This is a genomic window from Thermodesulfovibrio sp. 1176 (assembly GCF_029946585.1).
In the GTDB taxonomy this organism is placed as follows: Bacteria; Nitrospirota; Thermodesulfovibrionia; order Thermodesulfovibrionales; family Thermodesulfovibrionaceae; genus Thermodesulfovibrio.
The window spans coordinates 190,392-213,757 of the sequence record NZ_JARZRZ010000005.1 but is presented as its reverse complement, the minus strand read 5'-3'; the positions used below and the strand labels follow the sequence as shown (position 1 = coordinate 213,757).

The following is a 23,366-nucleotide window of genomic DNA, read 5'->3' as shown; positions in this document are numbered from 1 at the left end:
TATCCTTGCTGTGGCTCACAAGCTCCTTAGAACAGTATGGGCTATGCTTACTAAAAAACAACCTTTTTTTGTTAATCATACTCTTTCACCCTGTTTCTGAAGGAGGTGATTTTTCATAGTTGACTCCTTTAAAAGCTAAATGTAATGTTTATTCCTGTTACCCATGTGTCATCAAGATGTCCATTGGGATTGTAAGGGCTTCCATCAACAATTCTTTTTGTCTTACTTGAAAGTGGAAACCAATACTGAACCATAGGTTGAACTGTTAAATTTTTTGCAATTGGTATTGTAAATCCTGCCTGAAGCTTTCCATCATGAAATCCTCTGTATTTTTTCCCTGTGTAATCACCTGTGCTACTTTCGTAAGTTTTCCAGTAGGAGTCATCACCCATAAAATAGCCAAAGGATGCTGCAAGGTCTAAAGTTATGTCTTTGTAAACAGGCAGAGAATGGGAGAAACTGAGATTAATGTAAGTGCCAGGATAGGTTGAAATATCTCTGTAAATCGTCAATGTAGGCTTCGTAATTACATCATAGCTTGCACTAAGGAAAATTTCCTCTGTTTCGTCAGTATACTTTGTTCCGTAGTAAATGTAACCGCCTGTAAGAGAGAGTTTATCAATTGTGTAAGTGTAACTTAGTGTAAGGTCAGATTCATTAAAGCTTTTTCTACCTGGTCTGTCTGGAATAAAACTCTGCGTAGCCCTTTCATTTGTGTCAATGTTTCCCCAGTAGTTGACTGAAAAGCCTTTGTAAGAGAGTGTTATAGATGGTTGGATGACAACACTACCAGAACTTAACTCATAGCCTCTGAAAATATACCTGTTTGAGGCTCCTAAAGAAACACTCCCTGTTACTTTGTCCTCCTGCTTTGTATCCTCTGCCATAGTAACAGAAAAAGTAAGAAGCAGTAATACAGCAACTAACATATAGTTAATTGCTTTGTAAGTCCTCTTAAAATTTTGATGTTTCATAAAGGCACCTCCTGTTAATTTTTTATTGAATATTGCCAAAATCATACCAGATTGTAATTTGTTGGAAAATAAGGATTTTTTTAAATTAATTGCCTGACAAATTTGTAGAACAATACAAAATTGTAAGATTTTTTTATTTTTGCTGAAATTGATTATAGAGAAAAGTTGAATTTTTCCAAGAGTCGTTGTCATAAGTCCTTTGGCTTTGCTTAGAATGACTCTTTTATTGTCATCCTGCTCCATTTAGTCATCCCGAGGCGAAGCCGAAGGATCTAAGGAGGTCCTTCGGTCGCTATCGCTCCCTCAGGACGACATGTGAGGAGTCGTTCTGACCCTTTTTTCTATCATTCTGAGCAAAGCGAAGAATTCCTGAGAGATTCCTCGGGGTATTGAACCCCTCGTAATGATAGGATAAATTAGTGAGTTTTCAATTGTCCTATTTGCAATTTTAAGTCTTTCTTAAATATTTGTAAATGCATTATAATTTACAATTATGAGCATAAAAAGGAAGATTATTTTTGTATATTCTCTTTTTATTCTCTCCTTAATACTATCAACGGTTTTTGTCCATCAATTTTTTATTAGAAACACAATTTTAGATATTGAAAAAAACTATATTATAGAAGACTTAAAAAAATTAGTTCATTACTTTGACAATGAAAAACAAAATCTGTTAGGTCTCACTAAAGATTGGGCTTCATGGACAGATGCATGGCTTTTTATGCAAGATAAAAATCCTTCATTCATTGAAAATAATCTTACAATGGAATCTTTTATTAACAACAAAGTCAATCTAATAGCTTATTTTGATTTAAAGGGTAAACTAAAAAGAGGCTTTGAGTATTATTCTGAAACAAATAAACTTTCAGTAGTTAATCAAAATTTCTGGGGAAAATATGTTCAAAAATTTTTAGCAATTTTGAAAATAGAAAGTTCAAAAACTTTCGGTTTAGTTGGTTTTACCTTCAGAAATGACAAGCCCTATTTAGTTGCAGTCTGTCCTGTTTTAAAAAGTGATTCTACCGGTTCTGTAGCAGGATATCTAATAATGAGTAGAATGATTACAGAAGAAAAGCAGAGTTCTATCAAGAATTTTTTTGGATTTAGGGGTTTTAAAATTGAAAATATAAAAGATGCAGGCGAAGAATTAAAAATCAATCCAGCAATTAATGAAGATTCGGAGAAATATAGAGTCTTTTACAGAACAGAGGATTTTTTTGGCAGTTACAGTGTTGGTTTTAATATTGAAAAAGAAAAAAAGCTGTGGAAGTTAGTTAAAGGAAGCAATTTAAAGTTAATTACCTTTTATATTTCTTGCTTTTTGATTTTTGGTTTTGTTTTTTATTTGTGGTTTAAAGACAAGATAATCAATAAAATTATAAATCTTGTAAACCATATAGAAGAAGTAAAAGCAGGCAAAACAAATGAAGTCAAGGCTGACAGCAAAGATGAAATCGGATATCTTGCTCAAGAAATAAATAGATACATAAATACAGTAAAAAAACAGATTAGTGAAATAGAGACAAATCGTAAGATTTATGAGACAATTGCCGAACAATCTGAGGCAATAATTTTTCTGTTTAACAGTAAAGGAGAAGTTTTATTTGTTAATTCTAAGGCATATGAAATTCTCTATAGAGAACATCATAAAACTTCTGCTAAAAATTTATTTCATTTACTTTCAGAGATTATTCAGATTAATCAAGGAGAAAAAGTTTATTTATCGGAATTAAAACTAAAAGATGACTTATTTGTAAGCGGATGGATAATTCCTGTTGAAGTTGAAGAGAAAGAGAAAGATATACTTTTTATTGCCCATGACATAACTTCTATAAAAAAGGAAAAAGAAAGATTGTTAGACAAAGCCTATAAGGATAGTTTGACCTTATTATACAATAGAGCCTTCTTTGAGTTTTCCTTAAGAAAGATAATTAATAAAGTTCAACAGGGAGAGGCTTACTCTCTAATTTTTATTGACTTAGATGATCTTAAAGCAATAAATGACAAATTTGGACATGTTGTTGGAGATAAAGTTATACAAGAAACAGTTAACTCTATTCGCAGAAGTATAAGAGATGATGATTTAGCATGCCGATGGGGTGGCGATGAGTTTGTAGTTCTCATAAAAGGTAATACAGATATAGCAAAAGCAGTAGCAGAACGAATTCAGACAAATCTTAAAAATGTAGTTTTAACTTACAAAAATGAAACAATCATTCCATCAGTAAGCATAGGTATAACAAACATTGATGCTTCTAAAGACATAGAAACTATTCTAAGAGAAGCTGATAAATCAGCCTATGATGCGAAAAGAACGGGTAAGAATAAAATTAAAGTTTTTGACCCTAAAGAATAGCACTTTCAAAATTATTCAAGAAGAAATTTTTTCTGCATTTCATATTGGGAGATGAATAGGTCTTCTATTTCTTCCAAATTTTTGTTATCTATTCCAATATCTTGAAGGTTAATATTCATTTTTTGGGGTCTTTTAAATCCTATGCCTAAATTCCATGATATCTTGTCAGCAATTCTTACAATATTGCAAATATTTATACAAGAATTTTCTTTTTGATGGGGATAGCTTTGTCCATGATGATCCTGAATTGTTATTTTTATTTCCTCGGGATAATTCCACCTTTCAGCTATAAAAGCACCAACCTCACAATGATTGATTTCTAAAATTTCCTCTTCTAATTGAATTATTGATTTCTCTGTTTCATGGATTTTTTCATAAATTTTTTGATAACTCTCAGATATGGCATTATTTATAAAAATTTTTCCTATATCATGTAAAATTCCAGAGGCTAAGGCTTCTTCTGGTTTAATTGTTTTTGTATAATTAGAAAGCAAACTTGAGCATAATCCTACTGCTAAACTGTGTTCATAGAGCTTCTGTTCAAAGGGTCCAAAATTTTTAAATAGATATCTTGATGATGTTGCAAGAATTAAAGATTTTGCTGTATTAAGTCCTATTAACAGCAGACTATCTTTTAAGGTTTTCACTTTTCGGGTTAATCCGTAGAAAGGAGAATTAGCAATTCTTAAAAATCTTGCGGTAAATCCTTTGTCATGGGACATAAAACTTTCAATCTCATCAATTGATACATATTCATTCTTCAAAAGATTTATAACTTTAAATACAATTTTACTATGAGAGGGAATATCGAGAGTTTTTGAGATTATATTTTCAATTTTTTCATTTTTTTCTGTTTCCATTTTTTATATTTTAACATTAAGGTTTTTTGAAAACAAAAAATTTCCTTAAATTGCCATTATAAAACAACTCTTTTCGCTTATACTTTCATTCTGAGGAACACGATATTCCTAAGAATCTCATCCTTTTTCATTACTAAAGAGACCCTTCGGCTTATGCCTTAGGGTGACAGAAGAAGAGATGAGAGAATTTTCGGGGACATTAAACCCCTCAGAATTTTTCCCAAACTCTCTTGACATATTTGATTAATCTTTTATATACTGAACATCAGTTCACATGAACAAGCGTTCAGGACATGAATCAAGGAAAAGGATAATTGAATCCGCTGTTAAGCTCTTTTCTCAGAGTGGATATAATGGCACAACAATGAGAATGATTGCCAAAGAGGCAGGAATAAGTGTTGGTGGGCTTTATCTTTATTTTAAAAACAAGGAAGAACTTTCTTTATATTTAATCAAAGAAAAATTGAATGAATTTTACAGTAAAGTTTTACTACCTCTTAAAGATATTCAGACTCCTTCTCAGGCATTAAAAGAATACTTTACAAAAGCCATAGAATTTGCAAAAGAAAATCGGGAATTAATTATCATTCATGGTAAACAGCAGGGATTTGCCTTTGGGGTTGAGATAAAGAAAGAGCTTTTAAAAAAGGAAAGAGAAATACTTGCAGAGATAATTAAAAGAGGTATTGAATCTCAGGAATTCAACGAAATTGAGCCAGAAGAAGTTGCTAAATTGCTAATGAATATACTTGGAGGCTATTTGCTTTCAGTGGTTGTTGAGCCTGAAAATCTTTTTAAGCTGGAAGTCTGTATAGATGTGATTTTAAAGGGATTACTAAAAAGGAGTAATTTATGAACAAAATAAGATTCATTTTAGCCTTTTTTATCATACTGTTTACTTTCGTAGCCTGTGAGAAAAAACAGCCACAACCTCAAATTACAGAAGTGTCAGTTATAAATGTACAAACTCAGGAAGTTGTGCTTACAACAGAGCTTCCGGGAAGAACATCTCCTTACAAAATAGCAGAGGTAAGACCTCAGGTAAGTGGAATAATTATTAAAAGATTTTTCAAAGAAGGAAGTAATGTAAAAGAGGGAGATGTTTTGTATCAGATAGATCCTGCACCTTTTCAGGCATCTCTGGATAATGCCCGTGCTGCCCTTGCAAAGGCAGAATCAACACTTCCTTCAATAAAAGCAAGACTTGACCGATATGAAGAGCTTGTCAAAGTTAATGCAATAAGTAAGCAGGAATACGATGATGTAAAAGCTCAGTATGAACAGGTTTTATCAGAAATTAAATACTGGAAAGCACAGGTTAAACTTGCAGAGATAAATCTCGGATATACAAAAATAAAAGCTCCAATATCAGGAAGAATTGGAAAATCAAATGTCACAGAAGGAGCTCTTGTTACAGCCTATCAGCAGATGGAACTTACAAGGATTCAACAGTTTGACCCAATTTATGTTGATATTCCTCAGTCAACAAAGGAGCTTAAAGAACTTGAAAGAAAACTTGCTGAGGGAAGGCTTAAATATGCTGGAGGAGAGCAAAATAAAGTGAAACTCATTCTTGAAGACGGAACAATTTATCCATTAGAGGGCACTTTGCAGTTCAAGGATGTCACTGTTGATCCGACAACAGGTTCAGTAATTTTAAGAGCCCTATTCCCAAATCCAACGGAAGTTCTTCTCCCTGGAATGTTTGTAAGGGCAATTATTAAGGAAGGAATAAATAAAAATGCCATTCTTATTCCTCAACAGGCTGTATTTCGTGATCCAAAAGGAAATCCCTTTGTTTATATTGTTGACAAGGAAAACAAAGTCCAGATAAGACCAATTGTTACTGATAGAGCAATTGAGGATAAATGGCTTGTTTTAGAGGGTCTTTCTGTTGGTGAAAAAGTAATTTTAGAGGGATTTCAAAAAATTATGCCAGGAATGCCTGTTAAATATAAGACTGAAGGCAAACAGGAAAAACAATGATATCTAAATTTTTTCTTGAAAGACCTGTATTTGCATGGGTAATTGCCATAGTTATTATGGGCGCAGGAATTCTTGCTATTTATAATCTTCCTGTTGCTCAATATCCTTCTTTGGCTCCTCCTTCCATTTATATTCAAGCCTTTTATCCAGGAGCTTCTGCTGAAACTGTAGAAAATAGCGTAACCCAAATAATAGAAGAAAAAATGACAGGTCTTGACAGAATGATTTATATGTCTGCTTACAGTGACTCTTCAGGCTCATCCCGCATTGAACTAACCTTTGAACCCGGTACTGATCCTGACATTGCATGGGCAAAGGTTCAGAATAAACTTCAACTTGCAATGCCAAGCCTTCCTGAGGCTGTTCAGAAAACTGGAATTTCTGTTGGAAAGGCAACTTTTAACTATCTTATGATTGTTGCTCTTATTTCAGAAGATGGCCGTCTTGATGCTAAAGATTTAAGAGATTACATGCACTCAAATATTCAGAAAGTTCTTGCCAGAATAGAAGGAGTTGGAGAGGTAGAGGTTTTTGGATTCCCCTATGCAATGAGGATATGGGTTGAACCCCATAAACTTGTAAGTTATGGTCTAACAATTAATGATGTAATTTTAGCAATTAAATCCTACAATGTGGAGGTATCTGGTGGCCAGCTCGGAGGAACACCAGCTAAGCCCGGACAGAGACTTAATGCGCCAATAATTGTACAAAGTATGCTTAAAGAACCAGAAGAGTTTGCTTCAATTCCTGTAAGAATTAATCCAGATGGTTCAACTGTAAAAATTAAGGATGTTGCAAGGGTAGAAATTGGAACAGATTACTATGATATAAATGCCTATTATCAGGGTAAACCAGCAGCAGGTCTTGCCATAAGACCTCTTCCCGGTGCAAATGCCTTAGATGTGGCAAAAAAAGTAAAGGAAAAGATGGAAGAACTTTCAAGACAATTTCCGTCAGGTGTAAAAGTTGTATATCCCTACGATACAACTCCTTTTACCAAAGTTGCTATAAATGAAGTTGTAAAAACTCTTATAGAGGCAATTATACTTGTTTTCTTTATTATGTGGCTTTTTATGGGAAGTCTTAGGGCAACCCTTGTTCCAACAGTAACTGTTCCTGTAGTTCTTCTTGGAACTTTTGCTGTTTTAGGGATGACAGGTTATTCAATAAATATGCTTACAATGTTTGCAATGATTCTTGCAATCGGGCTTTTGGTTGATGATGCAATTGTAGTTGTTGAAAATGTTGAAAGAATAATGAGGGAAGAGGGACTTCCTGTAAAAGAAGCAGTAATAAAGTCAATGGAGCAGATTACCTCTGCCCTTATTGGAATTGGAGCTGTTTTGTCAGCAGTTTTTGTCCCAATGGCGTTTTTCGAAGGTTCAACTGGAATAATTTATAGACAGTTTGCAATAACAATAATTTCAGCAATGTTACTTTCAGTTTTTGTAGCATTAAGCCTTGCTCCAGTTCTGTGTGTAATGTTTCTTAGACCTCATAAAGAGGAGCGTAAAAAAGGTCTTCTTCACTGGTTTAATCTGATTTATGAAAAATTTTATAGTCTCTTTTTCAAATCAAGAAATCTTTATACAAAAGCAGTGGAAAACTCCTTCAGAAAGGTCCCAGTTTATATAGTTGTCTATGTCATAATTGTTGTGACTCTTGGATTTATTTTAATTAAGCTTCCAACTGCCTATCTACCTGAAGAAGACCAAGGAATTCTTCTTACTCAGATTATGCTTCCCTCAGGCTCAACTCTTGAACAAACCGAGGAAGTTTTAAAAGAAGTTCAGGATTATTTTTTAAATAAAGAAAAAGATGCAGTAGAAACTGTGCTGACTATTGCAGGAATAAGTTTTTCAGGAAGGACACAATCAAATGGAATGGCTTTTATAAAGCTTAAAGACTGGCATTTAAGGGATAAAACAGACCTCAGAGTAAAGGCTATTCAGGCAAGGGCAATGCAGTATTTTTCTCAAAATAAAAAAGCCCTTATTTTTGTTTTTCCACCACCTTCAATTATTGAACTTGGAAATGCTACAGGCTTTGACTTACAGCTTATGGATATGGGAGGACTGGGACATCAAAAACTTATGGAAGCAAGGAATCAGCTTCTTTATATGGCAAATCAAGACACAAGGCTTAAAAATGTAAGACCAAATGGACTTGATGACATTCCTCAATATAAAGTTGACATAGATTGGCAAAAGGCTGGCGCTCTTGGAGTCCCTATAACATCAATTCATAACACAATATCAGCTGCCTTTGGAAGTGCCTATGTAAATGATTTTGTAAAAGATGGAAGAGTAAAAAGAGTTTTTGTTCAAGCAGACACTTCTTATAGAATGCTTCCAGAAGATTTGAATAGATTGTATGTGAGAAACAATGAAGGTAAAATGGTTCCATTCTCATCAATTGCCGATGGAAGATGGGTTTATGGTTCACCAAGACTTGAGCGATACAATGCCTTTCCATCAATAAACATAGTTGGAGAGGCTGCTTCTGGACACAGTTCTGGTGAGGCAATGAAAGCAATTGAAGAGATAGTATCAAAACTTCCAAAGGGAATTGGATATGCCTGGACAGGGCTTAGTTATCAAGAAAAGCTTGCAACAGGTCAGGCTCCAATTCTTTATGCCTTCTCAGTTTTTGTTATATTTTTATGTCTTGCAGCTCTTTATGAATCATGGACAATTCCCATTACGAATCTGATTTTACTTCCTCTTGGAATATTTGGTGCAGCTTTAGCAACATGGCTTATGGGACTTCACAATGATGTTTACTTTCAGATAGGATTTCTTGTTACAATGGGGCTTTCATCAAAAAATGCAATACTTATAATTCAGTTTGCAAGAGATAAAATAAGGCAGGGAGAGGAGATTCATAGGGCAACAGTTGAGGCTTCAAGAATCAGATATAGACCTGTTATTATGACATCTTTGGCACTTTTCTTTGGTGTTTTACCTCTTGCGATATCAAAAGGTGCTGGTTCAGGAGCAATGAACGCCATAGGTGTAGCAATAGAGGGTGGAGTAATTGCAGGAACATTTATAACCATACTATTTGTTCCGTTAGTGTTTGTTTTAATTTTGAAATTTTTCAAAGTAAAAGAAGTAAAATGAGGAAATAAGGAGATCTTTCGCTTATGCTCAGGATCACAAAAAGAGGGTTCAGTATGCAAAAAATGAGAAAAATTGTTATTATGATTTTATTTTTAATCCTTACATCCTGCACAATGATACCTGAGTATCAAAGACCTGATGCTCCAGTTCCAAAGGAATGGCCTAAAGGCGAAGCCTATCAAGAATTAAAATTAGATGCCATACCAACCGCAAAATCCCTAAAATGGAATGATTTTCTTATAGATGAAAAACTTCAAAAACTCGTTGAAATTGCTTTAAAAAATAATCGTGACCTAAAACTTTCAGCTCTTAATGTTGAAAGAGCAAGGGCATACTACGGAATTCAAAGAGCAGAGCTCATTCCTGCATTTGATTTATTTGGTTCAGGACAGAGGCAGAGAATTCCAGAAACACTTTCTAATAATAAGGCAGAAATCACTTCACAGTATAGTGTTACTTTTGGAATTAGCTCATGGGAGATTGATTTTTTTGGAAGACTTCGTAGTTTATCTGAAATGGCTCTTGAAAGATATCTTGCCGAGGAAGCCACTCACAGAGCTGTAAGGCTTTCTCTTATTGGTGCAGTAGCGATTGCCTATTATACCTATGCTACAGGCATTGAAAATCTTAAAATTGCAAAAGAAACACTTAAAAATCAGGAAGAAAACTATGAGTTAATAAAAAAACGATATGAGGTCGGAATAGCCTCTGAGATAGATCTTCACAGAGCAAAAACACAGGTTAATCTGGCTTGGGAAGCTATGGCAAGATATACACAAATTGTTGCTCAGGATAAAAACACCATTGACCTTTTAGCTGGTGAACCTGTAAGAGAAGAACTTTTACCTGAAGGATTAAACATAAAACCACCGAAAGATATTTCTGTAGGGCTTTCCTCTGAAATTTTACTTAACCGTCCTGATATTTTAGCTGCTGAACATACCTTAAAGGCATATAATGCCCAGATCGGAGCAGCAAGAGCTGCTTTTTTCCCAAGAATCTCACTTACAACACTGATTGGAACAGCATCCCCAGAGCTTTCAGGACTTTTTGAAGGAGGTTCAAAGACATGGACATTTCAACCACAGGCTATTCTTCCAATTTTTGATGCAAGGGTATGGGCTGCCCATTCCGCAGCAAAAGTTGAAAGAGAAATAGCCCTTACAAACTATGAAAGAACAATACAGCAAGCCTTTAAAGAAGTCTCTGATGCTTTAGCAGTAAAGGGAACAATTAATCAAAGAATCAAGGCAGTTAACTCTCTTGTAGAATCTCTTAAAGAAACATACAGACTTGCAAAAATAAGATATGAAAATGGTATAGACAGTTACCTGAGTGTTCTTGATGCTCAAAGGTCATTGTTTCAGGCAGAACAGCAATTTAATAATCTAATACTTGAAAAATACGCAAACTTAGTAACCCTATATAAAGTCCTTGGAGGGGGAGAATAAGAGTTTTAATTTGTCTTTGCTATTTGAATAAATTTCTTTAAATTTGGTATGATTATTTCATACCATAAAGGGAGGTGATTATAATGTCAGGTGTTGTTAAAAAAACAATTTCTCTTCCAGTTGATTTAGCAGAAGAAGTAGAAAAAATTGCAAAAGAGGAAAATAAAACCATTAGTGCTGTAATTCAAGAAGCGATAAGATTAATAAAAAAAGAAAAATTAAAACAAGAATTTTATGAAATTCAAAATTATTGGAGCAAAAAAGCATTAGAAAAAGGGATTCTTACAGAAGAGGATTTAGAAAGGTATATCAGTTGAAATTAGTTTTTGATACTAACATATACATCTCAGCTTTTGTTATTACAGGTAGTTTAGCAGAAAAAGCAATTTTAAAAGTTATAAAAGAAAATTACAGATTATTTATTTCAAAGGAAATTGTAGATGAAGTTTTATCAGTTCTTTCAAAAAAATTTGATTATAATAAAGAAATGTTAAGCAGAACTGCAATTTTCCTTTCAGAAATAGCAGAGCTGATAAAAACTCATGATAAAGTTTATATTCTGAAAGATAAGGCAGATAATAGAATTATTGAGTGTGTCGTATTGGCAGAGGCTGATATTATTGTTTCAGGTGATAAAGAAATGCTCTCACTTAAAGAATATAAAGGCATAAAAATAATTACATTAAGAGAATTCATAGAAAATTTTTAGTTTTACTTTCTATATTTTTTCTGAAACGGTCAAGGATAAGCTCTCTAAATTTTTTTCAGTATTGCCCCAAGCCTGCTAAACATATTTACCCTAACTTGAACGAATATAATCAACAAAGTCTTCTTGAAATCTTTTCAGAGTCTTTTTGATTTTCTAAAGAATCTATCATTTTACCAAAATTTACTATACTTCTAACTCAAAAATTTATTTAGCTTCTGTGATATACTTAAATATGCTGAATAAAGTGAAAGATAGTAAAAAATCCGCTTTACATCGGGAAAATGTTTTGCATTTTGAAGAGATTACTAAAAAATTCAGCATTTATTTTTTGCTTCTTTTTGGCTCAAAAGCAGAAGGCACTGACAGACCTGAAAGTGATGTAGACATTGCTGTTTATGCAGATCATGTTCTTTCTGAAGAAGAAAAAGTTAATTTAGCCTTTGAACTATCCTTAATTTTGAAAACAGAAAACATTGATCTTGTAGATATTAAATCCGCACCACCCATACTGAAGAGAAAAATTTTTGAAAACTATAAGATTCTTTATCTAAAAGAACCTTTTATTTTTTATCAGGTTGAAATTTCAAGTTTAAAGGAGTATGATGAATCAAAAATTCTTTACGAAATGAGAGATGAAAGACTTAAGGAGTTTTTGATTGATAGATAAGGATTTTATTAAATCGAAAATTTTCTTCATAAAATCCTACTATGAAGAACTGGAGCATATACTTTCATTTTCAGACACTGAAATAAAAAAAGACTTCGTAAAATTAAGAGCCATTGAGAGAATTATCCAACTGATAGTTGATGAAATTATTGATATTAACACCCATTTCATTCGTTATGGCTCTTTGAAGATACCTGAAAGTTTTCAAAGTAGCTTTCTTGTGCTTGCAGAAAATAACATTTTACCTGAGAGTTTTGCAAAAAAAATTGCCCCTGTTGTTGGACTTAGAAACAGGCTTGTCCACAGATATGAAAAAATAGATTTGGATTTATTACTTAGTTTGGTGCGAAAAAATAAAGAAGATTTTACTGAGTATTTGAAATATATATTTCAATTTATTGAGAGAAGCTGAGTCTGAAAAACTAAAAAGGGTATATCGAATTCTTCAGGAATATCCTCTAAATCATCTGTATTTTCTTTTATCTCGTAAAGATATTGATTAAGTCTTTTTATGTCAAGATTCATAACTATCTATAAAACTCAATAAGAACTATTTCATTCATTCTGTATTGAAGAGATATCTTTTCAATATAGGCAGTTCTGACTTCTGGATTTTTATCAACAATTAAAATTCCTTTTTCAAGGACATCGATAACAAAATCGTAAGTTGCATCATTAATTATTCTTAAATCTATTTCATCTGGTAAAATATCTATTTGATTTTTTCTCAATTCCTCTGAAATAGCAATTTTTATATCAACTTGAAAGGCAAAGGGATTTTCAATTTCTTCAGTATAAACCGCTATGTCTATATCATTGGAAATTGGTAATGCCTCTGCAAAAGAGCCATAAAGATAAGCAAAAATTATTTTCTTTTCTTGTTCGATTACCTTTGAAATAATTGAAATTATAATATCTCTATGATTTTGTGAAATATTAGGCATAAAAAATTATATCACAATTTTGAGTTTTGTGAGATGTAAATTTAAAAATTAAGGGAGGCGTAAGCCTCCCTATTTGGGTTAGAGTCTGAAGTAAAGATCATATATTATATTTGGATTAGTATTGTAGTCCCCAGAGCCTCTAATGCTTCCTGTATTGTAAACACCATCATCGTATTGCTGGTCTAAGCTTTGGCAGACATCACCAGGGACATTATCAAAAGCTATCCATTGTGTTGTAAGTCCTTGAACTGTTGCATATCCAATTCCAATGCTTCCACCGTATGCATTTGAGGGCGATCTTGTACCATCAGAAGCAGTTGTTGCCCCTGTTAATATATTTGCAAGTCTCATATGTAACCATGCCTGACAAGTCTCTGTTGTGGCACCTGCTCCACATCCAAGAGTTAATCCGTCAATTAGCCCATTATTATTTCCATTTGTAGCAACTGACCAACGCGGATTGGCAGTATTATCGTCTCCTGGATACTTTCCGTATCTGTCATAATAGGTGTAAACCGCCGATAATATTTCCCTGTACTGATTATAAGCTCTTTTCATTTTAGCATTATTAATCAGCTCCTGTCCTTTTAGCACTGCACCGAGGATAATTCCGATAATTACCAATACAATGGCAAGTTCAACAAGGGTAAAACCTTTGTTGCTTCTTAAATGCTTCATAGCCTATCCTCCTTTTTTGTTTTTTATTTTTGCTTATGCAAAATCTATGCCATCTTAATTTATTATTCCTCTAGATTTAATGACCCGGTCTCCTCCTTTTCTGTCATTCCGAGGGGTTCGATACCCCGAGGAATCTCTCTGAAAAAAGGAGGAGATTCTTCGCCTTGGGCTCAGAATGACAAAGAGAGAGTATATCAGAATGACAAAGAAGGAGTGCATCAGAATGCCCAAAGAGAGTGTGCCTCAAAATGACAAAGAACAAGTACCGCAGAGTGATATAAAGAGAGTGCCGCAGACATTGTTCTGAGCGAAGCGAAGAGATGACAAAAATAAAGTGCTTCAGAATAGCACTTTTTCATGTCAAATTATAATCCATTTTAAAATGAAAATGTCAATATTTTTGACATTTTGAATTCGTTTATAAATTATCTTTGAAAGGATGAATTTAATTTAACTCTTTCAATTCCTTCTAAAGCATAGGGATCACCAAGTTGAAGTAATTTTTCGTAGAGTCTCCTTGCTTCCTCAAATTCACCTTTTTGCTCCTTTAGAAGAGCGAGATTATATAGGGCATTTTTATTATTAGGCTCTAAAGCAAGAGCTTTTTTAAAGTAATCCTCTGCTTTGGTAAAATCCTTTAATTTTGCCTTGATCACGCCATTGTTTATAAGAATTGGAATATTCTGAGGAGCAATGTTAAAAGCTGTCTCTGCATAATGGGAAGCCTCTGACAGATTGTTTAAAAATAAATACAATGTGGCAATTTTATTTAATATTTTGGGGTCCTTCTTTTTGGTAATTTTTAAATATTCAATATATTCAATAATTGCTTCTTTATGCATCCCTTTATTCTCAAAATCTTGAGCTCTGTATAAATAATCAACTGCCCGAAAGGTCTCTAAATCGGGACTTGTAATTGGAATTTCTTTATTTTTCTCTATTTTTTCTTGTTTGGAGACTTTAGAGGGATTTTTCTCTGGTTTTATATCTACATTTTTTGGGGATTCTGTCTTTGATAGAGCTTTATTTTCAGTGAAAGAGGATGATTCATTTTTTACCGTCACAGATTCCATTTTTATATCTGTAGGTAAATTTTGTTCATTAATCGGGGTTGGATTTTTAGAAGCATCTTTCAGGTAGTTATTAAAGATAAAAAGCGAGGTAAATCCGAGCAAAACTGCAAAGACCGATGCTCCAATGATAAAGAGAGATTTTTTAGACTTTTTTTCACCCTTTACAATCCTGATAAGCCCAGGTGGTATATCTTTCTTTATTTTTGAGAACATGGAATATTATATCAGAGAAAAAAGATTTTTTAATAAAAACCTATCCCAAAATCTTTGATTTCGATGTTTTGCGTACGCCCCCCTGTTCCTTCTGTAAAGCCAAATTTGACAGAATTCATTGTTGAAGGCAATTGAAAACAATGGCTAATGGTCGGGGATGCTGAGTAATCCTGGGTTAAATCATTACAAGAGGTACAGTCGATCCATGCTTTTATAAGGGAATAATTTTGAGGATTAGAACTACAGTTATTACAAGCTGGATTACATCCTGTATGAATTTCAACTCTTACAGTATGTTCAACTCCATCTTCTAACCATGTTACGGAGGTAGTTCTGTAGCAGCCTTCAGATGGACAGAGTGGGTTATTACCCATTGGTGTAGAAGCACCATGTGTATTGTTACCTCTTTTTATAATGGCAACATGATTATTTGGTGCTGGATCATTTCTCCAACCAGAGCCATTCGGATAAGTATCAAACTCAACAGCCACTGAATCATAATTTAAACCACCAAAACCAATATCTACTCCTAACCCTCCACAAGCGGTTACAGGCATATTTCCATCAACTACTGCAAAAGTAAAACCATCTGCATAGGCAGTTGAATCAGATGATGTATCAACAGTAGTAAATCTGAATTTAAAATAGGCTCTCATTTTTTTGTTATTTAGAGTATATGAAGAAGGAAACCAAAAACAGCCTCTTTCACTGTATATATTCCCTCCTAAAATTAATGTATTGCCGACAACCTGTACTGCATTTGGATTGTTTTCTACCTCTTGAAATTGATTTATATTGTTAGCAAAGGATACTTGGGCACCAGAAGGACCTGAGGAACCTGAAGAGGTTTGTGGATGTATTGTTAAAACAAGGGTTTTCTGGGCTGTATTATTGCCATCATCTTTTACATAGAAAGTGAGATGATAAGTTCCGTCTGAAAAAGAACGAATATTGACAGAATTAGTATCAAGTTTCAGAAAGTCAGCGTTGTACCAATTAGTTGGATGAAAATCATCACATTGAGAATCACTATCATAGAGAACATTTAGAGTATATGATGAGTTCCCTAAATAAATCCTAATATCAGTATCATTGAATTTCTTAGTAGAATCTAAATCCTTATCCTGAAAGACACACCATTTATATTTCCCTCCACTTGTAAAGGGAACTCCTCCTTCAGCATATATTGTAGCATTGTATGTAGACCCTACATATCCATAAGGAAGTTCATTGTTGAGTATTTTTAACTGAGCACCCTGACAGCCTACCTTAATTCTCAATTCATCTAAGGTTATCCATTTGACTATATCGTCATACTCTTCTGCTCTTGCGCCCTCTGGGAGATCGGGAGGATAATCATCTACGTTAGGATAATCCTGTGGATATACTTTATAACATGTTTTTCCTGAAGGGCATGGAGAAGTAGTTAAGGAACCAGTTTGAACATTGTAATTTGGACCACCACTTACAACTATAAAAGCCACATCTTGAATTTGACTTCTACAGTCTGCATCTGTGCAAACTATTAAATTTGTTGTTTTTCTTCCACATATACCTTCTGCTGGATTGTTGGGAGTAGCAGTCAAAGTAGGGTCAAAAAAATAAATAAGAGGTTTTGTCCATGCATCATTGGAGTTTCTTACTGCCTGAGGAAATTCCTCATTTGTAGGAATTCTGTTATTTTTTACTCCAAAACCTATTACTGACTCAACTGCTGCATTAAGAGTATCTTTTGTCTCTGTTATCTTCGCCCTCTTTGTAAGGGGACCAATTAAGCTTGCGCCAAGTCCTATAAGTAAACCAAGTATTACAAGGACTATGGCAACTTCTACAAGGGTAAGCCCTTGATTTTTAGATTTATTTTGCATATTCTTTTATAACAGATTCTAATTAAATTTTCAATAGACAATGCTCCCTATCATTCTGAGGAAGTGTAAGTGACCGAAGAATTTTCTCTATTTTTATAATTATGAACGAAGCGATAACTGAATGAAGAACCTCCACCTCTTAAAAAGGATTACAAAAGAAGTATAAAATTTGTCAATCTATTAACTTAATTTGTATAATGGATTTATGCTCAATAAAAAATATCTCCTTCCGCAAGAGGCAGTTCAGCTACTTTTAAAATATATTCCCTTTAAATGTCTTCCTTCAGAGATTATTCCCATTGAAGAAGCATTCGGTAGGGTTACCTATGAGGAGATTTTATCTCCCGAAGACTTACCGGGTTTTATCCGTTCTACTGTTGATGGGTTTGCTGTAAAGGCTTCTGATACCTTTGGTGCCAAAGAAAGTTCGCCTGCCTATCTAAATGTAAAAGGTGATATTCCAATGGGAGAAATCCCTCAATTTTCTCTTTCAAAAGGAGAAGCAGCTTCAGTTGCTACTGGTGGAATGCTTCCAGAAGGAGCTGATGCAGTTGTTATGATTGAACATGTTAATACTGTCTCCGATGATTTGATTGAGGTTTTAAAATCAGTATCACCAGGTGAAAATGTAATATTTAAAGATGAAGATGCCAAGAAGGGTGAAGTAATTGTAAAATCAGGAATTAGATTAAAACCTCAAGATGTTGGTGCCCTTGCAGGATTAGGTATATGTCAAGTTAAAGTTACAAAAAAACCTGTAGTATCTATAATTCTAACAGGCGATGAAATTATCCCCCACACAGAAAAAGTTTCTTTAGGCAAGGTAAGAGATGTAAATTCCTTTACTTTAGCAGGATTATGTCTTCAATATGGAGCAGTACCTTTAAAGATGGGAATTGTCAAGGATGAATACGATAAGATAAAAAATATAGTTCATGAAGCCTATGGAAGAAGTGATATTGTTCTTATAACTGGCGGAACTTCAGCAGGAGTAAAGGACTTGACAAGTAAAGTTATAGATGAGCTTGGCTCTCCTGGTGTGCTTTTCCACGGTGCATCAATAAAGCCCGGAAAGCCTATTATTGGCGGTATCTGTCAGGGCAAACCTGTGTTCGGGCTTCCGGGACATCCAGTTGCTGTATATGTTTGTTTTGAAATCTTTGTTAAACCTCTAATTGAACATATGCTTGGTTTAAGAGAAAGACAATATAAAACTCTAATCAAGGCTAAAATGTCTCGCAGTATTCCTTCCCAAGCAGGAAGGGAAGATTTTATTAGGGTATCCCTTGAAGAAAGGAATGGTCAAATTTGGGCAACTCCCCTTTTAAGCAAATCAGGGCTTATAATGAGTCTTGTCAGAGCAGATGGTGTTGTTCGTATCTCTTCAGATTTACTTGGAATTCAAGAAGGTGACGAAGTTTTAGTTGAGATAATTAAGTAACTTTGTCTAATAAAAGGCATTTTCAATGTGCTCAATCTCTTTGTCCCTTATAGCTATTACATCAAATCTTACAGGATGTTCTTTACCGAGCTTGTAAAGATACAATAAAGCCAGTTTTTTTAACTTTTCCTGTTTTTTAGGATTTACAGAAAGTTCTGGGGAGCCAAAGCTATCTGACATTCTTCTTTTAACTTCTATGATAACAATATACTCACCCTCTTTTGCAATTATGTCTATTTCACCAAATTTGGTACGAAAATTTTTTTCAAGGATTTTATATCCCTTTGAAAGAAGATACTCAATTGCTATGCTTTCTCCTTCCTTTCCAAAATCTATTCTTCCCATTGTGTTACATCAAGATTTTGCCCTGAAATTCTCATAAAAAGCTTGGGAATTTCTTCTATTTCTGCAATCTCTTTTTGGCAAAGTAATTTTAAAAGTTCCCGAATACCTGCAAAATCTTCCCACATTCCCTGAAGATTTTCCCCTACCTTTGAGTAAAGTTCTTCACCTTTTTCATCCCAGTCAATTAGCAAGACAACTTTTTCAAATTTTTGTGTTATTGTCTCTGTAAATTCATATATTGATTTTCCGCTATGCAGTGTTATAATTTCACCTTCAAAGCCAATCTCTCTTAGAGCCTTTTTATCTTTTTTGCCTTCAACAATAATTGGAACAAGTTTATTAATCTCATAGAGATAGTGAAGGACTTCCTTTATTTTTTCCGCCCTTTCCCAGTCAACAGGAACAAACTCTTTTTTATTTTTTGTCTGTTTTTTATAAAGTGACATAGTAAAATCTGCTCTTGAAATCCTCTTCGGTCATATTTACAACGTTGGCAAGGGCTTTAAGACGGTCTCCTTCAAAATCTTCTTTTTCAAGTCTTATCATATATTTTCTTCCCACTTCATAATTTTCTGATGTTACATCAACTTTTCTAACCTTAACTTTGCCTGTTCTGTAATCTAAGAGTTCAACAAAGGGAATGGGCCTGAGATGTCCTTCTTCAAAGGTTATCATTGCACCTGTACCACCTCTTAATAGGTATCTTACTGCACCGTAGCCAAGATTTCTTGTATATTCAATGTCGAAAGGGATAGGGTCTGCTGACCTTAATTCATACCCTATGTTTTTATCGACAATTGTAATATTTATGCCCATTTCCTGAAGAGATTTTTTAACAAAGTTTTTCATAATTCTTCCAAGCTGAATCTCGCTTAGTCTGACTCTTCCTGTTTCATCCTTCTCAAGCTGTTCATGTTCACTTAGTTCTTCAGGATCAAATTTTTCCGCTAAACCCTCTGCAAGTATAGCAACACCATGATCTCTTCCCATGCTTAATCTTTTAATTATGGCTCCTGTCAATATATCTGCTACTTTTTTAAAGGATATTTTTTCTTCTGGAAATTCTTCAGGAATTATTGTAAGGGTTGCACCTGCTGCTTTACCCACTCCCAAAGCAAGATGTCCTGTATGTCTTCCCATTATTGTCAGAAAATACCATCTTGCTGTAACCCTTGCATCTTCCATTATGTTTTTTACAATCTCAACTCCCCAATGTCTTGCTGTTTCATATCCAAAAGTTGGTGAGCCACCTGGAAGGGGAATATCATTATCAATGGTTTTTGGAACATGAACAACATTTATATCTCCCCTTGCTTCTCTTTCAATCCAGTTTGCCATAAAAAGAGTTCCATCTCCACCTATTGTTATAAGATATTTGATTTCCAGTTTTTTCAATGTATCCATTAAAATTGGGAATTTTTCTTTAACTCTATCAGCATGTTCTCTTGATGTCCTTAAAATTGAGCCACCCTTTGTATGAATTCTTGATACATCATCAACAAATAGAGGTATAGCACAGGTGAGATCGCCATCAAAAAGAGGCTTAAACCCTCCCTTTATTCCTATAACTCTTTTTCCCTGATTTACTGCTTCAATTGTTGCAGCACTTATTGTTCCATTTATTCCAGGAGCAGGACCACCTCCTACTATAATTCCAACTGTTTCCATTTTTCAGTCCTCCTAAATTTCAATCTTTACAGGAACTTTTACAGGAATAACTGTCTTCTTTACAATATCAAAGGTGTTTACTACTCTTAATTTTTCAAAGAGAAGTTCAAATTTTTGTTCAAGTTCTTGCATTATTGGTTCTTTAACTTCTTTTGGTAGACTCCACCACTCTTTTTTAAAGGGTCCAAATCCCTTTTTACGGGTGCTGTATATGAATTGTTCCTCTGTTTGTCCTTCTTTCCATTCAGAGGCAAACTGTTTTTTAAGATAATCATATATCATTTTTCTGAAATCATCTGGTAAGTGTTTACTGTCGTAAATTATATTCTGGAATCCTGTTGCAAGATGTATTTCCGATGTACCTGTTTCAGGGAATTTATCAAAGGCTTCTTCTGGAAGGGTACTTGCACCGTGCTGAACACATCCACTTAGTCCGTATTCCTTGCGAACAATGTCTGAGAGAGTTTTCAATGTATCAAAATCGATCTTAACCTGTGCAATGCTTCCATCTGGAAGAACAACGCCCCCGTGTTTTGTTCCTGTTTGGACACTAAGCTTACTTAAGCCTTTTTCACCTTTAAAGACTTCTTTAAATCCATCAAGATAGGCTCTTGCCTCTTCAGGGGTGGAGTTTTTTCCACCTATTTCACCAATTTCACCACCAATGGATATTGTGATGCCTTCAGGTTGCAAATTTCTTACATGTTCAGTAAGTCTGGCTGTGTTTTCAAAATTAGGTCTTTGCTGTTCATAAATAGTCTCCTTGCTTAGGTCTACAAGGGTTGATGTGTCAATATCAATATTATAGAATTCTGCTTCTATAGCTTCCTTGATTAGCCCTTTTACATAGTTTGTCTCCATAACAGGGTCCTTTTCAAAATATCTTCTTACTATTTGGAAATGGTCTCCTTGAAGAAATACTGGACCAATGAATCCTTCCTTAACAGCAGCTGCTAAAACACAAGCTGAATACTCAAGGGGTCTTTGTTTGGTATAACCTATCTCAGAACGGGCAATTTCAAAAATAAGAGCTCCCACATTCTGCTGTATAGACTTTCTAAAAATTGCTCTTGCCACATCATAGGTTAATCCACGAATATTTATTGCAGGTACAGTAAAACCTAAAAAATTTTTTCCCATTTCTTCATAGAGTCCTTGAATTGAAGAGGGTATTGCACCCATTTCCTTAGCTATTTCCTTGATTATTAAAAGTTTTTTTGTTCTTATATCATCGGATTCTTCAAAAACAGCATCAAATATCAGTTCATCAATACTTTTTAGTATGGATTCTTTATTTTTCACTTTAACTATTCCTTCTTTGATTTCTACGACTTCTGTAAACTTTTCAAATGCCATATTTCACCTCCACAAAAAATTTTTTAATATTATACTCAATTTGAACAGTGATAGAAAATAAAAAATTTATGCTTCTAAATTACTGAAAGAGGAAATACTGTCTTTCGCTCATGAGAGATTTTGAAACTTTTTGCTTCACCTCAGAAAAATGTTTTGCATTTGGGGACAGTTTTAAGTTTGCTTACTGTGGTTATTCCGAAAGGTTCAATATCCTAAGGGGTTATCATCTTTTCTGTCACTATGTTTTCCTTTATATTATCCCTTCACTTTGTTTAGGGCAGACTCTGAGGCGAAGCCTAAGGGACTTATCCCTCCTGTCCCATTATGTTACCCTGAACCCTTGCTTTATTCAGGATAAACTCCGTTAAGGGTCTCTTCCTTCTGTAATTCTGAGGGACTCAATGTCTGAGGAATCTTTCAGAAAAAAGAGGGGATTATTCGCTCTGCTATCGCTCCGTTCAGAATGACCCTTACATTGTCACCCTGATTATCCCTAAATTGTCACCCTGAGGCGTAAGCCGAAGGGTCTCCTGATTAGATTCTTCTTCGGTCGCTTACACTCCTTCAGACGCTGTCCTGAGCAAAGCGAAGGAATGACAAAAAAGCAGAATGACAGGAAAGCGGAGAAGATCCTTCGCTATCGCTCAGGATGACGAAGGAAAGTCTAAGGATGATAGAGAAAAATATCAGACTTAATGAAAAAGAGGCTCAGACGTTGTCCCAAGTCAAGCAAAGAAATTACAGAATTGGTTCAAGATAGCACTGATTTCAAGGCAATTTTAAGGAGAGATTAAAAAAGGCTTGCAGATGTTAAAATAAAGAATGTTTAAATGGATTTTAAGAGTTTTTATTCTTTTTTTTCTTATTTATCTGGCATATATCATTATTTATCCCTTTACAATTGATATATCCTCATTGAAAAAAAAGAATCCTGAATTAACTGCTATGATGAAATATCGAATAAATCAATGGCAGAAAGAAGGAAAGAAGGTTAAAATCAAAAAAATCTGGGTTTCAATTGATAGAATATCTCCCTATCTTATAAAGGCTGTTTTAATTGGAGAGGATGACAAATTCTATCGTCATTCTGGATTTGATATTGAAGGGATAAAAAAGGCAATTGAAAGAGATATAAAAGAAAAAAAATTAAAATATGGAGGAAGCACAATAACTCAACAATTAGCCAAAAATCTATATTTAAATCCCTCTAAAAATCCTGTAAGAAAACTTCAGGAAGCAATAATTACCTGGCGAATGGAAAGAATACTTACAAAAAAGAGAATACTTGAAATTTATCTTAATGTAGCTGAATGGGGAGAAGGAATTTTTGGAGCTGAAGCAGCCTCAAGAATTCATTTTGGAAAGTCTTCGGCAGATTTGTCTCCTATTGAAGCAGCAAGATTAGCAGCATCTCTGCCTAATCCTATTAAATACTCTCCATCTGGTAATTCAAAATTTGTTGAAAGAAGGGCAACCCTTATATACTTCATAATGCAAAAAAGAGGAATAATTAAAGAAGAATATACTGAAACTCAACAAGATGAGAAACAACCAATCCTTGAAGAACAAAAAGATAAAAATTTAAATGAAAGTCAAAAAGAAAAATTTGAAAATTCTCCAAATTAGGCATTAAAAGAAAGATTTTAATCAAAAAA

22 protein-coding genes are annotated in these 23,366 nt (G+C 34.1%); 11 read left to right on the top strand and 11 right to left on the bottom strand.

Annotated features, from left to right (window positions below):
• Window positions 1-128 precede the first annotated feature (128 nt).
• Window positions 129-1,217, bottom strand: coding sequence for a hypothetical protein (locus tag QI155_RS09845; RefSeq protein ID WP_068861077.1), 1,089 nt, complete (start codon window positions 1,215-1,217; stop codon window positions 129-131).
• Between the two features lie 250 nt (window positions 1,218-1,467).
• Here QI155_RS09845 and QI155_RS09840 point away from each other — a divergent pair, with 250 nt between their 5' ends.
• Window positions 1,468-3,330 (top strand): diguanylate cyclase, encoded by a 1,863-nt coding sequence (locus QI155_RS09840; protein ID WP_281321523.1) that lies wholly within the window; start codon window positions 1,468-1,470, stop codon window positions 3,328-3,330.
• Window positions 3,331-3,341: 11 nt separating this feature from the next.
• Here QI155_RS09840 and QI155_RS09835 read toward each other — a convergent pair whose 3' ends face one another.
• Window positions 3,342-4,190 (bottom strand): HDOD domain-containing protein, encoded by an 849-nt coding sequence (locus QI155_RS09835; protein WP_068861080.1) that lies wholly within the window; start codon window positions 4,188-4,190, stop codon window positions 3,342-3,344.
• A 274-nt stretch (window positions 4,191-4,464) separates the two neighbouring features.
• On the opposite strand from QI155_RS09835, the gene QI155_RS09830 reads away from it, so the two are divergent.
• From QI155_RS09830 to QI155_RS09795, 8 genes are all read left to right on the top strand, one after another.
• Window positions 4,465-5,046, top strand: coding sequence for a TetR/AcrR family transcriptional regulator (locus QI155_RS09830; protein WP_068861082.1), 582 nt, complete (start codon window positions 4,465-4,467; stop codon window positions 5,044-5,046).
• Entirely contained in the window at window positions 5,043-6,176 is a 1,134-nt protein-coding gene (locus tag QI155_RS09825) for an efflux RND transporter periplasmic adaptor subunit (RefSeq protein WP_068861084.1), read from the top strand. Before QI155_RS09830 ends, QI155_RS09825 begins: the two co-directional genes overlap by 4 nt.
• Window positions 6,173-9,298, top strand: coding sequence for an efflux RND transporter permease subunit (locus QI155_RS09820; RefSeq protein ID WP_068861086.1), 3,126 nt, complete (start codon window positions 6,173-6,175; stop codon window positions 9,296-9,298). The genes QI155_RS09825 and QI155_RS09820 overlap by 4 nt, the downstream gene beginning before the upstream one ends.
• 62 nt (window positions 9,299-9,360) lie before the next feature.
• Window positions 9,361-10,749 (top strand): efflux transporter outer membrane subunit, encoded by a 1,389-nt coding sequence (locus tag QI155_RS09815; RefSeq protein ID WP_143600782.1) that lies wholly within the window; start codon window positions 9,361-9,363, stop codon window positions 10,747-10,749.
• 83 nt (window positions 10,750-10,832) lie between these two features.
• A complete protein-coding gene (locus QI155_RS09810) occupies window positions 10,833-11,066 on the top strand; it encodes a ribbon-helix-helix protein, CopG family (protein WP_068861090.1) in 234 nt (77 codons plus the stop codon).
• Entirely contained in the window at window positions 11,063-11,458 is a 396-nt protein-coding gene (locus tag QI155_RS09805) for a putative toxin-antitoxin system toxin component, PIN family (protein ID WP_068861092.1), read from the top strand. Before QI155_RS09810 ends, QI155_RS09805 begins: the two co-directional genes overlap by 4 nt.
• A 244-nt stretch (window positions 11,459-11,702) precedes the next feature.
• A complete protein-coding gene (locus QI155_RS09800) occupies window positions 11,703-12,125 on the top strand; it encodes a nucleotidyltransferase domain-containing protein (protein ID WP_254045471.1) in 423 nt (140 codons plus the stop codon).
• Window positions 12,115-12,537 carry a DUF86 domain-containing protein gene (locus tag QI155_RS09795; protein WP_068861096.1) on the top strand — a complete coding sequence of 141 codons (423 nt, stop codon included), beginning with the start codon at window positions 12,115-12,117 and terminating at the stop codon, window positions 12,535-12,537. The genes QI155_RS09800 and QI155_RS09795 overlap by 11 nt, the downstream gene beginning before the upstream one ends.
• On the opposite strand, the gene QI155_RS09790 is transcribed toward QI155_RS09795, so the two are convergent.
• The 5 genes from QI155_RS09790 to QI155_RS09770 all read right to left on the bottom strand — a co-directional run bounded on the left by QI155_RS09790 (window position 12,516) and on the right by QI155_RS09770 (window position 16,901).
• Window positions 12,516-12,650, bottom strand: coding sequence for a hypothetical protein (locus QI155_RS09790; protein WP_256364147.1), 135 nt, complete (start codon window positions 12,648-12,650; stop codon window positions 12,516-12,518). The genes QI155_RS09795 and QI155_RS09790 overlap by 22 nt on opposite strands.
• Before the next feature lie 2 nt (window positions 12,651-12,652).
• The gene (locus QI155_RS09785) at window positions 12,653-13,069 is read right to left on the bottom strand and encodes a nucleotidyltransferase domain-containing protein (RefSeq protein WP_281321522.1); all 417 of its coding nucleotides are present in this window, start codon (window positions 13,067-13,069) and stop codon (window positions 12,653-12,655) included.
• Window positions 13,070-13,147: 78 nt separating this feature from the next.
• A complete protein-coding gene (locus QI155_RS09780; RefSeq protein WP_281321521.1) occupies window positions 13,148-13,747 on the bottom strand; it encodes a prepilin-type N-terminal cleavage/methylation domain-containing protein in 600 nt (199 codons plus the stop codon).
• Window positions 13,748-14,172: 425 nt separating this feature from the next.
• On the bottom strand, window positions 14,173-15,033 hold the full coding sequence (locus tag QI155_RS09775; RefSeq protein ID WP_068861641.1) for a tetratricopeptide repeat protein: 861 nt from the start codon (window positions 15,031-15,033) through the stop codon (window positions 14,173-14,175).
• Between the two features lie 29 nt (window positions 15,034-15,062).
• Window positions 15,063-16,901, bottom strand: a complete 1,839-nt coding sequence (locus tag QI155_RS09770; RefSeq protein ID WP_281321520.1) for a prepilin-type N-terminal cleavage/methylation domain-containing protein — start codon at window positions 16,899-16,901, stop codon at window positions 15,063-15,065.
• Between the two features lie 205 nt (window positions 16,902-17,106).
• Between QI155_RS09770 and glp the strand changes: the two genes are divergently transcribed.
• Window positions 17,107-18,342: a gephyrin-like molybdotransferase Glp gene (glp, locus tag QI155_RS09765; RefSeq protein WP_068861643.1), complete on the top strand. Its 1,236-nt coding sequence runs from the start codon at window positions 17,107-17,109 to the stop codon at window positions 18,340-18,342.
• 6 nt (window positions 18,343-18,348) lie between these two features.
• Here glp and QI155_RS09760 read toward each other — a convergent pair whose 3' ends face one another.
• The 4 genes from QI155_RS09760 to QI155_RS09745 are packed head-to-tail and all read right to left on the bottom strand — an operon-like array spanning window position 18,349 to window position 21,711.
• Window positions 18,349-18,687, bottom strand: a complete 339-nt coding sequence (locus QI155_RS09760) for a YraN family protein (RefSeq protein ID WP_068861644.1) — start codon at window positions 18,685-18,687, stop codon at window positions 18,349-18,351.
• Entirely contained in the window at window positions 18,675-19,133 is a 459-nt protein-coding gene (locus tag QI155_RS09755) for a toprim domain-containing protein (RefSeq protein ID WP_068861645.1), read from the bottom strand. Before QI155_RS09755 ends, QI155_RS09760 begins: the two co-directional genes overlap by 13 nt.
• Complete coding sequence (pfp, locus tag QI155_RS09750) at window positions 19,120-20,355, bottom strand: diphosphate--fructose-6-phosphate 1-phosphotransferase (RefSeq protein ID WP_068861646.1); 1,236 nt, start codon at window positions 20,353-20,355, stop codon at window positions 19,120-19,122. The genes QI155_RS09755 and pfp overlap by 14 nt, the downstream gene beginning before the upstream one ends.
• A 12-nt stretch (window positions 20,356-20,367) precedes the next feature.
• Entirely contained in the window at window positions 20,368-21,711 is a 1,344-nt protein-coding gene (locus QI155_RS09745; protein WP_281321519.1) for a class II fructose-bisphosphate aldolase, read from the bottom strand.
• Between the two features lie 822 nt (window positions 21,712-22,533).
• Here QI155_RS09745 and mtgA point away from each other — a divergent pair.
• The gene (mtgA, locus tag QI155_RS09740; RefSeq protein ID WP_068859935.1) at window positions 22,534-23,337 is read left to right on the top strand and encodes a monofunctional biosynthetic peptidoglycan transglycosylase; all 804 of its coding nucleotides are present in this window, start codon (window positions 22,534-22,536) and stop codon (window positions 23,335-23,337) included.
• The last annotated feature ends 29 nt before the right edge of the window (window positions 23,338-23,366 follow it).